General features: G+C 42.9%; 7 protein-coding genes. All 7 read right to left on the reverse strand.

Features of this window, described 5'->3' with window-relative positions:
* Window positions 1-307: 307 nt before the first annotated feature.
* Window positions 308-1243: an alpha/beta hydrolase gene (locus MLE17_RS13200; RefSeq protein ID WP_243349180.1), complete on the reverse strand. Its 936-nt coding sequence runs from the start codon at window positions 1241-1243 to the stop codon at window positions 308-310.
* Window positions 1244-1293: 50 nt separating this feature from the next.
* Window positions 1294-2217: an alpha/beta hydrolase gene (locus MLE17_RS13205; RefSeq protein ID WP_243349181.1), complete on the reverse strand. Its 924-nt coding sequence runs from the start codon at window positions 2215-2217 to the stop codon at window positions 1294-1296.
* Between the two features lie 23 nt (window positions 2218-2240).
* Window positions 2241-4040: a glycoside hydrolase family 2 protein gene (locus tag MLE17_RS13210; protein ID WP_243349182.1), complete on the reverse strand. Its 1800-nt coding sequence runs from the start codon at window positions 4038-4040 to the stop codon at window positions 2241-2243.
* Window positions 4041-4142: 102 nt separating this feature from the next.
* Window positions 4143-6518, reverse strand: a complete 2376-nt coding sequence (locus MLE17_RS13215; protein WP_243349183.1) for a T9SS type A sorting domain-containing protein — start codon at window positions 6516-6518, stop codon at window positions 4143-4145.
* A gap of 19 nt (window positions 6519-6537) precedes the next feature.
* Window positions 6538-8619 (reverse strand): discoidin domain-containing protein, encoded by a 2082-nt coding sequence (locus MLE17_RS13220; protein WP_243349184.1) that lies wholly within the window; start codon window positions 8617-8619, stop codon window positions 6538-6540.
* Window positions 8620-8710: 91 nt separating this feature from the next.
* Window positions 8711-11122 (reverse strand): carbohydrate-binding protein, encoded by a 2412-nt coding sequence (locus MLE17_RS13225; RefSeq protein ID WP_317236632.1) that lies wholly within the window; start codon window positions 11120-11122, stop codon window positions 8711-8713.
* 228 nt (window positions 11123-11350) lie between these two features.
* A complete protein-coding gene (locus tag MLE17_RS13230) occupies window positions 11351-13774 on the reverse strand; it encodes a sugar-binding domain-containing protein (RefSeq protein WP_243349185.1) in 2424 nt (807 codons plus the stop codon).
* Window positions 13775-13911: the final 137 nt, after the last annotated feature.

The raw sequence follows: 13911 nt of genomic DNA on the forward strand, positions 1-13911 counted from the left end.
ACTTGTCGTTTTTTCTTTATCAATTTTACCCCGGTATATATCCAATCGGATGTAGCGGACTAACGAACAAAGTCACTGTATAAATAATTAAGACAAGAGTTGGGCAAAAGTATTTTATTTTGTCATTGATCATATTATCCAAATGTTTCCTATAAGGTATCATTTTCGCTCTTTACGCGGTTTATCCAAATAAAGAAGCCTATCCTGAAGCATAAACTTCGGAATAGGCTTTGCTTTACATGAAAAACGGTTGGAGCATGTTATCGGATAATGATTACCCTTTATTAACCCTGAGAAAAGTATCAATTTATTTTCCGGATAACAAACCTTTTACCTCCAACCATTTCTCACAAGCTTTAGTCCAGGTGGATTCAGTACCTTTACTCCACATTCCCAAACCGTATCCGTGTCCTCCGTGTTCGTAAATATGAAGTTCGCAGGGAATGTTATATTTTTTCATTGCCAATGCATATTCGATACTATTTTGCACCGGCACCACACCATCGTCCATAGAATGCATCATAAATGCCGGAGGAGTCTTAGCTGTAACCTGCAAAGCGTTAGAGAAATGTTTTATCATTTCCGGAGTCGGATTTTTACCCAACAAACTTTCTCTTGAGCCCCAATGAGTTATAGCAGAGTCCATGGAAACTACCGGATAAATCAGTAACGAAAAATCGGGACGCGCACTTGTCGTATCTTTTGGTTCATACACCTTTTCGTCGAAATGAGTGGAAACCGTAGAGGCAAGGTGTCCTCCGGCCGAGAAGCCCATTATACCGATTTTATGTGGGTTGATGCCCCATTTCTTTGCATTGCGGCGTACAATGCGCATAGCCTCTTGACCATCTTGCAACGGAGCAATGGATTTGTTTTTCATAATAGCATCGTCGGGTAAGCGATAGTGTAAAACAACAGCTGTTACCCCCAACTGATTGAGCCATTTAGCCACTTCAATACCCTCGTTGATAAAAGAAATACCATAATAGCCTCCTCCCGGGCATACCACAACTGCCGTTCCGGTATTTTTGTCGGCAGGTGCCGGGTAAACCTGAATGGTGGGATTTGTAACAAACCTGATTTTTATCCAGTAAGCCGAATCAACTTTTTGCTTGTAGGTAGAATTAGGAATTGCTCCGGGAACTTTGCCGTTCCAAATATCAATTACTTTGCTCTGACTAAAAACACAGGCTGCTATTAGCATAATGCCAGCAACCAATAATAGGTTCTTTTTGAAACTCATAACATTAAATTATTACTTATCAATTCACTATTTTCACTGTTAAAATTTTCTCATTTATAAATTCCTGCCATCAAACCACTCACTTCCATCCATTTACGGCAGGCTTCAGGCCAGGAGGATTTCGTATCTGCCGATTTACCCATACCGTAACCATGCTTGCCGGTTGGATAGAGATGAAGTTCGCAGGAGATATTGGCTTTGTGCAATGCCAAGGCATAGTTGATGCTGTTTTGTACCGGTACGGCATCATCATCGAGCGAATGTACCATAAAAGCCGGCGGTGTTTTGTCGTTCACTTGCAACTCATTCGAATAGTGTTTCACCATCTCCGGTGTTGGTGAATTGCCAAGCAGATTTATCCGTGACCCCCAATGGGTAATATCCCCATTCATAGAAATAACAGGATAAATAAGGATTGAGAAATTGGGTTTGGCGCTGGTCAAATCGTCCGATTCATATACTATGTCATTGAAATGGGTAGAAAGCGTGGCTGCTAAATGTCCGCCGGCTGAGAATCCCATTATCCCGATTTTTGAAGGATTTATACCCCACTCTTTTGCACGACTGCGCACCATGCGAATGGCTCGTTGCCCATCCTGCATAGGACCGATGGTTTTGTTTTCCATAATGCTATCGTCGGGCAAACGGTATTTCAGCACAAAAGCGGATACACCCAAACTATTCAACCATTTTGCTACCTGATCGCCTTCGTGTTTGATAGCAAGTCCGCCATAGGCTCCCCCGGGACAAATAATGACAGCAGTACCCGTTGCCTTTGCCTTGGGAGCAGGATAAAAATAGAGGCAGGGGGTGACGATGGAATGCTTATCCACCCAGCCGGCGGCCGTATCGACCATCTGTTTGAATTGATTGCTGTGTTTCGCTCCGGGAATTTTCCCGTTCCATAAATCAATCACTCTGGATTGCGCAGATAAACTTCCGCCAATTGTAATCAGGCATATAAATGCCAACATTGTTTGTTTTAGTTTCGATACCATCATTTTCTCTTATAAAATTCATTCATAATATACCATGCTTTTTTCTTTTCTCCTTTTTCGGACAACAACCCTTTGCGGTTGTAACCGTTTTGATAAACCTGGTTCATGCGACCCAGCGATCTGTAATCAAACAATATCCACGGGCATACCCCGCACAGGTTTGGAATGGTGCTGAACAGTTCGATTTGGTTAGCATAAATCTTTTCCTGATAGGCTTCTGTCCAATATGCCGCCTCATCGGTAGGGCCGCTATTGCTACCATACAAGGCCTCACCGCCGAATTCGGAGATAAACACCGGCTTGTCAGGAAAGGCGAATTGCCATTTGGTTTCCGACGGTTTTCCCTGCCAGGGATCGTACCACCCGATATACTCGTTAATCGAAATCAGGTCAGAATACTTATAAAGCGGATCCCAGACGTTGAATGCATTGTTTTTATAAACCTGAGTATTCATCACGTGTGTAATCAGGCGGGTTGAGTCTAACGCCCGGCATTTACCGGTTAGGCTGATAAGCGCCTCGTTGCGGTTAGGCCTTCCGGGATAGGTTTCGTTGGAAAGACTCCACACAACGACTCCACAGCGGTTTTTGTCGCGACGAACCATTTCGTTGAGCATAAGTTCCAACTTCTTAGAGACAAGACTGTCCGAAAACTGGATATGCTGATAAACCGGAAGTTCACTCCACACCATCAGCCCCATCTTTTCGGCTTCGCGTATCATGTTTTCGCTGTGCGGATAATGCGCCAGACGAACCATGTTGCAACCCAATTCTTTGGCTGCATTCAACAGGATGCGGGCATCGTCAATCGAATAGGCACGCGCTTTTTTATACGGATTCTCTTCGTGAATATTAACCGATTTCAGGAAAACAGGGTTACCGTTAAGCAGCACTTTTTTTCCTCTCACTTCAATACTTCTGAACCCAATACTGTCGGTCACCATATCGTTATCGCTTTCAACGATAACCTTGTAAAGTTTTGGGCTTTCGGGCGACCAGAGCTTGAAGCGGGAAGAAAACTCTATTTTTGCCCGTCCATTTTCGTCCGATTTTGTATTGTACACTAAGTTGAGTTCCGGTATTTTCACCTTGATGTTTTGACCATGCTGCGAGCCGTTTAATTGTACCCAGCCCAACACCTTATTCAGGCTGCCTTTTGTCAACTGAATTAAATAATCCTCAATATACGAATTGTTGGTTTCAATCAGGTCAACATCGCGGGTGATGCCGCCGTAGTTAAACCAATCGTAGCCCGTACCCGGCAATCCATTTCCCTGTCGGTTGTTGTTGACCTTCACTACAACGGTATTGCTTCCGGATTTCACCTTACCGGTAATCTCAAACTGAAAAGGAGTAAAGCCCCCTTCGTGACTACCTATTTTCTCGCCATTCAGATAGACATCGGCCATATAATTCACCGCTCCGAAATGGAGAAAAAGCCTTTTACCAGGCTGAAGGTCATTATAAAACTGTTTTTTATACCAGACAGTTCCCTCAAACCAAGTGAGTTCGCACAATTGCGAATTGAAATCGCCCGGCACTTTCAAATTTGGCCCACCATCAAACGAATATTCTATAAAGTCGGTCTTCTTTTGCGGCTTTTTTTCTTGCCAAACCTGCTTCCATTCGCCAATCCCGGTAGGGTCAAGAATCACTTGCCATTCGCCGTTCAGGCTTGTTTTGTTTCTGTTTTGAACATTTATCATGGCGGTTTGAGCAAACAAACTACCAGTCAGTTGTAACAGGCAAAGCAGAAGAACAGCCTGAATTTTGAATAGATTCTTTTTAGTAACAGTCATTTTATATCGCATTGATTTGATTGAGATTAGTTTAACAGCAACCAAAAAATATTTGGTTATTGTTAAACAGTTGAATATACAAAACCTGGATATTCAAATCCACTACTTTTTAATCACCTTAAACGATTTCGTAAAGTTTGAACCAGACACCTGCACAAGATAGATATTCGGTTTTAAAGCGCCCCCCAGAGTCATTTCACTTTTGATCTCTGATTGTCCTACAGTTTCAACCTGTTGGCCCAGCATATCATAAACCGCAACACGAACAATCTGATCCGGATTTTCCAGTTTTATTCTGAAAGCTGAAGAATAGGGATTAGGATATATATTAATTGCTTTGGAATCGACAGAAATATCCGATACATCGGAGACACTTTGATCATCCCAATATATAATACCGCCGCCACCGGTGTACACTCTCCCGAAAACGTTCATATCGCCTACCAGCAATTCAAGTCCTCCGAATTGATGAGCATTATCGTTCATTCTCAACCAACTCACACCTTTGTCGGTAGACCTGAAAAGTCCAGTAATTCCATTCACAGTTCCCCAGATAAAAATGGTCGGATAAGAAGCTCCGGTCGCTGCTTTTCCAAAGCCGATAGACCGGCAATAACTTACATTCGTTACTGTTTTATATGTTTTTCCATAGTCGGTTGAATACCGTAATCCGTTGGCTATTCGCGGAACCCATATATGCCCTTCGTTACCCGGTGCAGCGCGACAAATATTTGTTGTCCATGGATTGGAAGAACTCCCCGCACTCCCTGCAAATGCGAAACTGACACCTTTGTTTGAACTTACATACATTCCACCATTACTCGGGTTATAAACGTAAAAGTAATTGCTGTTCACCGGATCTGCCACCGGAATTGCACCGGAAACAATAGCACCTGTCGATTTTGTCCATGTATTGCCATTATCGGTGCTGTAAAACAGCGAATCGCTCGGGCAGTGAAGTATCGTTCCGCCATCGGCACTTAGTGTAGCTCGTCCGCCCGAGCCCTTGGAAGTGGCACAGGCTGTCCAGTTAGCCCCCATATTAGTAGAATAATACACATGAGCATCTGCATCACTCGTTCTTACCAATTTATTTACATTGGCACTGGCATACGCAATGCTTCGGTTAGTGCCACTACCAGGTGTAAGAAACTGTTTCGGATATGCCGTCAAGTCGGTAAATAAAAAACCAGTCATATCTCCCATCGCGCAAATAAACGGACCGCCCGGAACACTTACACCATCCAAAAATGCAGTTTCTTCTATTCCGATGACATCGTAAAACCATGTTGGGTTGGTTGCTGTAATATCGGAAGTGGTAAAGATTCCGCCACCGCCAACAACACGTACTTTTTTACTGTCAAACGGGTCGAAAACAGCACATTCTGCCCAATTATCCTGACCAGAAGCACACCCAATACCATTATTGTTAAATTTGCTATTGGATCCATTCTTCAAAGTCCAGCTTGTACCTCCGTTGGTGGACAGGTAAACGAAATCGCCCCACGTTTTACCATATTGGTTATTCATATAAACTCCGGTAGTGGAAATCACCACCCTGTTTACATTTGCCGGATCGATATCGACACCGCCATAGGAAAGATAATATTGTGAAAACGTATATGGTGTAACATCCTTCCATAAGCCTGTTGAAGTATTCAACTTGTATACCGCACCTTTGCCACTTGTACCCGGTCCTTCATTATCAGCGTAAGTGACGTACATAGTGGTATCCTGAAGTACAGCTCTGTGCGGCATGTAAGTGGTAGTGGCAGACATTGGGGTAAATGTGGCTCCACCGTCGGTACTTTTATAAATATTATCACTTCCCGTGCGGGAAACTCCGAGATAAATTGTTTGAGTTGTACCGTTGGAAGCGGTAGTGGGGTCAAAAACCACAAAACAGATTCCATTGCCATTGGTAGTAGTGGTAACCCCATTCCATGCTAACGACCAATTGACACCACCGTCGGTACTTTTCCAAAGCCCGTTGGCTCTCGTACCGCAAAAAAGGATATTGCTGTTGTTCGGATCTACTGCAAGACGCTCGCCATTACCGCGCCCATATCCATTGCCATGCGCCTTGAATTTGGAGGTAACATCTACATAGGTAAACGTATTTCCTTTATCGGTTGATTTCAGAATAGCCGTTCTCCCGTTATTTACATAAGATGTGCCACACAGCATATAGATATTGTTGGGGTTCTGGTTGTCAATTGCCAAGGCCTCTACACCATAGAAACCGCCTTCGGCTTCCGAAAACCAATCGAGCAACTGCACCCACTTGCTGTTTGCCGCATCCCAGCGATAAGCGCCGCCCACATCGGTACGGCAATAAATATCCCCGGTTGTTTTATGGCTGATAACGCCAGTCACAAAACCTCCGCCCCCGATTGCTACGTGTTTAAATGTGTACTGCGCAAAAGAAGAAACAGAACAAACAAATAGGATTGTGAAAAGAATTAGATTTTTTTTCATGATTATTATCAATGTTTATTTACTCTGTTATCACATCCACTTCGGCATACCCCGCTACATTATCGCCAAAAGTGTTTTTCAAAGCACGGAGTTTGATATATCGAGCCATTACCGGGGTGAATTTTTTGGTCTGTAACAATGGATTGTTTTTGATATTGGAAAATTCGCCTTGATCCGCAATTTTCCAATTCATATTATCGTCCGACACATAAAACTCGTAAGTGGTAATAATACCTGAACTCCATTTATTCTGATCGGGCAGGTATTTGAACCCGGATACATTGTATTCATTTCCTAAATCAATCACCAAGTCAATTGGCATTTTTTTGCCATCTCTCTGATGCCATACGCTGGCTGGATCTCCATCAATAACGGCAGAAGCCCTTTCATCAGTAATTCCGACAAGCTTCCAGTTTTTTCTGGAAATGTCAAATTTCTCCAAAGCCACCGGGCTGCTTTTGCGTGAAGCAGGATCGTAGGAGATGGCCTTCACGGTCACCTTCCCGTCTGCTGTGAAAGGGCCTGTATATTTGGTTGAGTTTGAAGTCGGTACGCTGCCGTCTAATGTATAATAGAATATCGGGCCGATATCATTTGTAATTATTGCCACTTGGCCTGATTGGTTTCGGGTAATAACGGGAGCATAGAGGAATACCGGCGCATTATACACACCAATATTCGAAATGACCGGGCAGCATTTTGAGTCGGTAATACTGAAACGCACCTGCGTAGCCTTTACGGCCGGAAAACGAAGGATACGTTTGTAACCGATGGTGGTCGCCTTGGCCAGTTCTTTCCAGTTTCCGTCCACAAGAGCTTCTACCTTGAAGGCTTTTACACGCTGCCCTAATCGAATATATTCCTGCGCCAGAAAACGATTGAATATCGTTGGTTTACCCAAATCGATGGTCAACGAAGCTGTCTTCGTATTGTCATCGGTTGCCCAATAAGTATTTTTGTTTCCGTCAAGAGCCATCGAAGCGGCAAATTTGCCTGATTTTCCACGCACGTTCGATGCTTTTGCATTTTTATTGAGTGCAAGATTAACCGCAAACGACTCTTTTACCGCTTTGGCAAATTCAATCCCATTCTTTTCGTCTGTCGGGTGGATCAAGCCATTGGGCATGATAGGGAAATTGAGCAACATAGTTCCATTGCGACCTATTGAATTGTAGTACAAATCCATCAGTTGAGGAACGGTCTTCACTTTATCATCTTCGTTCGGATGATAGAACCATTCGGGACGGATAGAGGTATTTACCTCAGCCATGACCCATTTATTGCCGGTTTCGAGGCCGAAATGCAACATATTCCAGCTAACATCACCGGTCGCATTTAATAAGCTCCAGTTGGTTTCGCCCACATTTCCTTCTTCGGTACCCACCCAACGCAGATCGCCACGGTCACCGCCATCATTCCAGATCACACATTTGGGCTGCAGCTTGTGAATCAGGGCATAGGTATTTTTCCAATCGTAATAAGTTTTCGCATCAATCTTGCGGGTCTCGTTGGCTCCGCCGTAGTATCCGTCGCCCCCGTTGGCTCCATCGAACCAAATTTCAAAAACCTCGCCATAATTGGTCAGCAGTTCGGTGAGCTGGTTACGGAAATAGGTGATGTATTCCGGTTTTCCGTAATCCTTGCTATTTCTGTCCCAAGGCGACAGGTAAACCCCGAATTTCAGCCCATATTCTTTGCAGGCATCGGCCATTTCGCGCACCATATCGCCTTTGCCGTTTTTCCACGGGGCGTTTTTTACTGAATATTCGGTGTACTTGGATGGCCACAGACAGAAACCACAGTGGTGTTTGGCAGTGATGATAATCCCTTTCATCCCCGATTCTTTGCAAATACGCGCCCACTGGCGGCAATCGGCTTGCTGCGGATTAAAAAGCTTCACATCTTCGTTGCCAAAACCCCACGACTGGTCGGTGTACGTGTTAAGCGAGAAATGAACGAAAGCGTAACTTTCCATTTCCTGCACCCGCATTTGGTTCTCTGTTGGAGTAGGGCCACAAGGGATTGGCTTACCGGTTTGGGCATTCGAAACACCCGTAAAAAACAAGGAAATCAAAATTCCCACAAAAATTTTCTTCGTCATAAAACAATAACCTATTTATTCGATATGCATTAGTACGTTCTTACACAAATATTCTTGAGAAACATTCGCATTTCAAAACAGATCAGGTGTATTACTTCTTACCTGAAACCGCAACCTTTTTAACTTGAAATTGCGTAGCGTTGCTAATTTTCACCAAACACACTCCCTCCGGAATGGCAACTGGTATTGAGAGCTTCGGCATCCCATCACAGGGTTTTGACAAAAGCAACTTGCCCATCATATCAAAAATTTCAATCTTATTAAAATCAAAACCATTTGTTTTTATTTCCAATTTGCTTGAAGATGGATTAAAATAGACCTGCGTGCCCTCAGCATTCACTTGGGCAAGTCCGGTATTCAGTGCTTTTACATCCATGTAGTTGAAATTAAACCCTGTTGTTTTAGCAACCACTTTAAGATAATGCTTGCCCGGGTTGGCGGTCAGCTTCATATCAGTAGATTGAAACACCTGCCAATCGCCTGTAGCTGGCACATTAAAGCTTCCTCCTTTGACTCCATCGAGATAATAATCGATAGCACCACCGGCACTTGGAGCTGAAAGTCGGAACGAAATCTGAAAATCCTTGCCTGTAGATGTGTTATCAATGGTATATTCTGCCCAATCACCTGTTGCGATATATCCCATATTTTGTCCACCTCCGGTATCCGTGGTGGTTTCGGCTTGCATACCCGATTTGAATGCAAAGTTTTCTGCTTCAATTCTTCCGGGAATAGTTATCCAGTTGGTAGCCTGAACATCACTTTGGGCTACCAATCGGGTAAAAGCGGTTAGCGTGCCATTATCTTCAGCTTTAACTGTACCGGGAATATAGGTTACCCGCACCGTATCTCCGTAATGGGTTGCATCGGTTAGTTTGAAGATGATGGAACTGTCCTGAGCAGAAAACGATTTGACGACACAACGGGCAGTAAAGTTTTTAATAATTGCCATCGACGTGAGCTGCGCCGTAGTCAACAGCATCGGTTTTGAAAATTTCACATTTAAAGTAATGCCATCTGCATTTAATTTAGCTGATTTAGCTGTTGCAGGTAGCCCATTGGCCACGTTAGTTACCTGAAACGAAGTAACAGGCTTCAGCAAACCACTATCCACCGAAGCTACATTTACACCCGAATATGCCAGTGTTAATTGATAATCTCTGTACACTTTCTGACCTAAAGTCATTATTAAAATGGTAGAATCTGTTTTTGAAACAATACATTTAGATAAAGTTATTGCCTGATTGCCGTTGTAAGCCGCCGAAAGGGCAAATCCGTCCAACGAGGTTGGCAACAACATTTTCTTATTCAACTTGACTTTCAAAGTATCACCTCCTGTATTTGTACTAACCTCTAATATGTGGGGATAAGAACCTGTAAGTGCATTATCCACCGGTTTATCATTGAAATTCGCCATTTTTTTGCCAAGTCGCGACCAAACATTACCATTGTTGTAGGACAGCAAAATTTCATCAGACTTAATAACATTGCTCTGTAAATTGATGGCTAACTTATTTGAATCAGACAACACAACATTACTTACAGCCACCGTTTGATTGTTCACTTTCACAGTGAAGCCTTTAAAGTTCACAGAATCAGCAATTGAAGCACTCAGGGTGAGGTTGATTTGTTTCGGATTGTTGTTTGAAACGGCGGCCGACACGAACTCCGCCACACCAATTTTCAGGGAGTATCGGCTACAAAAGTTCCAGATTTCCTGACTGGAAACCACACCACCAGTACCATTAGAATACCAGTGATCTACTCCGTTAACACCTATAAATACAACCTCAACACCTTCTTTTCCTGGTCCATAATATTTCTTTATTGACAACATATCAGAAAATGGATTTGTTACAACGGCTGGTGGGCAACCATTTCTTTTAACCCAGGCATCAATATGAGTTTGTACATTGCTATAAGGTACAAAATTATCATTCATACCATGTAGATGTATTATCGGAATTGGTCGTGAACTAACGGCATTAGGTCCACTCATCAGATAGCCGCTAACCGGTGCAATTGCGGCAATTTTATCGGCTATTTTGGTTGCAGCATAATAACACATCATGCCGCCCATCGAAAAACCTGAAAGATAAACACGGTCACGGTCAATACCGTAGCGTTTATACATTTCATTAATAATTGCCAGAATAAAATCAATATCACTCGTACCATTCAAATCCCACGTAGTGCCGATTGATTGAGGGTAAACCAGAATAAAGCCATTGGCATCTGCAACCGGCTGAAATGAAGTTTGATTTTTTTGGTCGTTCATCGTTTGACCCATCCCGTGCATCGTAATTATTAGGGGGCAATTTTGTTTAATGCCTGATGGTGCATAAACAATCATCTGGCGGGTAGTTGAACCCACTTGTAAGGTTTGTTCTTCCTGTGCATTCACACATAAAGGGAATAGTAAAAGTACTGTGAGTGCTATGAAAAAAGACTTTGTTACATTTCGAAAATGAGACATTGATTTGTTTGAGTTTGATGATTTCATGATTTTATTAGTATTTATTCTAATGATATATTCAAATATGCAATGTAAACAATGAGTTGCACATTGTAATTATTAACGAATTCTCAATTTAGCCGATATAGATTCATTGGCTGCTACTGGCTGACTCACAACATTCGGTGTGACAATTGAAAAATATATTTAGAATTGGAATGGATTTGGTTGATGGCAAAGCCGTCAGCCAAACTGTTATAGACAGGTCATATCCAACTATTGATTCGCATTATTTGTTTTAATATTCAATATCGCATTCTCTATTCCCGGAGAATTTACTATTAGTTTAATTTCGCCTGCTTTTTGCGTGCTCTTAACCACTACCTGCGCTCTGCCTTTCCAGGCCTTACGGGTATTACCAACATAAGGATCGGTGTCTCTTACATCGGCATTGCCCACTCCGGCAATTGTTCCTTCTCCTTCCACTTTAAAATTCAGGCGATTGTTGGCATTGGGTTGTTGCACTCCGTTTTTATCCGTTAACTCAACGGTTACAAATATCAAATCCTGACCATTGGCAGTCATTTCCTTTCTATCAGCAGTTAATTTGATTGCTGCTGCTTCGCCGGCAGTTTTTAGAAGCGTTGACTCAATTTCTTTGCCGTTATCAACACCAACAGCTTTGAGCACTCCGGCAGCATAAGGCACTGTGAAGGTTGCTTTAAATTGTTGATCGCGACCAACAGATTGTTCTCCAATCAGCTTATCGTTAAGGTAAAGTCTTACTTTCGAATATTTCGAATAGACTTCTACCTGAACACTTCGTCCTTCAAACCCCGGCCATGTCCAGCTCTCCCAGGTTGGATAAACCGACCACCAGGTTTCTTTAATTTCAAGCGGTTCGGGAGCCGGCTCGCGCACAGCCATATAGAGTTTCTGATTGTCGTTGTACAACATACTACGATAGTGAGAGATAGGTTTCCGCCAACCGATCAAATCAATATCACCACAATAGGCCGCATGAATGGGGAACATATCGTTGTCCCAGTTTTCGCCCGGTACTTCGCCCGAATAATAATAGCGACCAATGCCCGATTCGCCCAGATAGTCGATGGCTGTCCAAACAATATCGCCCAACACATAGCTATTATCGTGTACCAATTTCCAGTTCACAAAAGCATCTTTGGGATAGGATTCGGTCTGAACAATCATGCGCGATGGCACCCGTTTATGATCATCTGGAGCTGCAAACAAGTGGTAATTGTAACCAACCACATCATGCACTGCCATCAGGGAGTCCATGATAGTCCAGTCCTTACCATTCTCTACAATGGCCGAGGTTATCGGACGGGTATTATCCATCTTTTTTAGCGCATCAATCAGCATAGTCGCTGTTTTTACCGCTTCAGGTTTACCGCGTTCAGGAATTTCGTTGCCAATGCTCCACATGAAAATAGATGGGTGGTTGCGGTCGCGCAGCACCATAGCCTGCAAATCGCGCTCCCACCATTGGTTGAAATACACCGAATAATCATTCGGATTTTTCCCTATTGTCCAGCAATCGAACGATTCGTCCATCACCAACAAGCCTAAACGGTCGCATGCATCCAAAAAAGCTTCAGAAGGCGTATTGTGAGAAGTTCTTACCACATTAAAACCGCCTGCTTTGAGCAATTCGATTTTTCGCTCTTCGGCACGGTCGTAAGCTGCTGAACCTAAGCAGCCATTTTCGTGGTGTACACATCCACCGTTTATCTTCAGGGGTTTTCCATTGAGTTGAAATCCATTTTCGGCACTGAATTTCAGGCTACGAATACCAAATGTGGTTTTCGAGTTGTCAATAATTTTATTGCTACTTATCAACTGAATCTGCGCCTGATACAAATCGGGCGATTCGGGCGACCAGAGCAAAGGATTTGCCACCGGAATAAGCTGAAAAACGTCTTTCTGCCCATTAGCCGAAAGCTGAACCTTTACACTTTTGCTTCCGGCAACTTTCCCGCTTTTGTTCCACAAAGTGGTTTTTAAGGTAATATTTTGAGGGATTGCGCTTACGTTTTTCACAATCGTTTTCACCTGTACGCTTGCCTTTTTCGGGCTAACTTCGGGTGTAGTTACAGCAACGCCCCAATGCGCCACATGCACCGGATCTGTTACCTGCATCCACACATGGCGATAAATGCCCGAACCGCTATACCAACGGCTATTCAGGTGTTTTGAATTATCTACGCGTACGGCAATTACATTTGTTTTGCCAAAATCAAGATAAGAGCTAAGATCGTAGATGAATGATGAATAACCGTAAGGATGAACACCTAACGATTTGCCATTTATAAATACTTCGGAATTCATATATACCCCTTCAAAATAAACGGATACTGACTTGCCCTTCCAATCAATGGGAGTCTGAAATGTTTTTCGATACCAACCGATGCCAGCAGGGAAATAACCGCCGGCACCTTTTGTGGGATTTTTAGGATTCACTCTTCCTTCAATACTCCAATCGTGAGGTAAGTCCAGACTTCGCCATGAGGCATCGTTGAAGTTTTTTTGTTTCGCAGCGACTGTATCGCCCAAAAAGAATTTCCAATCGTAATCGAAAAGTTGTTTTCTTTCCAGATTGGTTTGCGCAAAAATTGAAAATATGCAAATAAACAGCAGGCAAAACAACGCTTTAGCTCTAAAAAAGATTTTATCCATTCTATTGTTTATCACAGTTATAATTGAATTAATTCCGTTGTATTACCGGTGTTAGTAACCTAAACTATATCCTGAAAACTGAAGTTTTAATCGATTTGATCAAAGAAATTATATACTCTTTCCCTGTTGTATAATTG

This window comes from Parabacteroides sp. FAFU027, from assembly GCF_022808675.1.
Lineage (GTDB): Bacteria > Bacteroidota > Bacteroidia > Bacteroidales > UBA7332 > CAXXIC01.

Coding starts and splice junctions, on each gene's coding strand:
- MLE17_RS13215 (WP_243349183.1), bottom strand. CDS start 6,518: ATGAAAAAAAATCTAATTCTTTTCACAATCCTATTTGTTTGTTCTGTT.
- MLE17_RS13200 (WP_243349180.1), bottom strand. CDS start 1,243: ATGAGTTTCAAAAAGAACCTATTATTGGTTGCTGGCATTATGCTAATA.
- MLE17_RS13230 (WP_243349185.1), bottom strand. CDS start 13,774: ATGGATAAAATCTTTTTTAGAGCTAAAGCGTTGTTTTGCCTGCTGTTT.
- MLE17_RS13220 (WP_243349184.1), bottom strand. CDS start 8,619: ATGACGAAGAAAATTTTTGTGGGAATTTTGATTTCCTTGTTTTTTACG.
- MLE17_RS13205 (WP_243349181.1), bottom strand. CDS start 2,217: ATGTTGGCATTTATATGCCTGATTACAATTGGCGGAAGTTTATCTGCG.
- MLE17_RS13225 (WP_317236632.1), bottom strand. CDS start 11,122: ATGAAATCATCAAACTCAAACAAATCAATGTCTCATTTTCGAAATGTA.
- MLE17_RS13210 (WP_243349182.1), bottom strand. CDS start 4,040: ATGACTGTTACTAAAAAGAATCTATTCAAAATTCAGGCTGTTCTTCTG.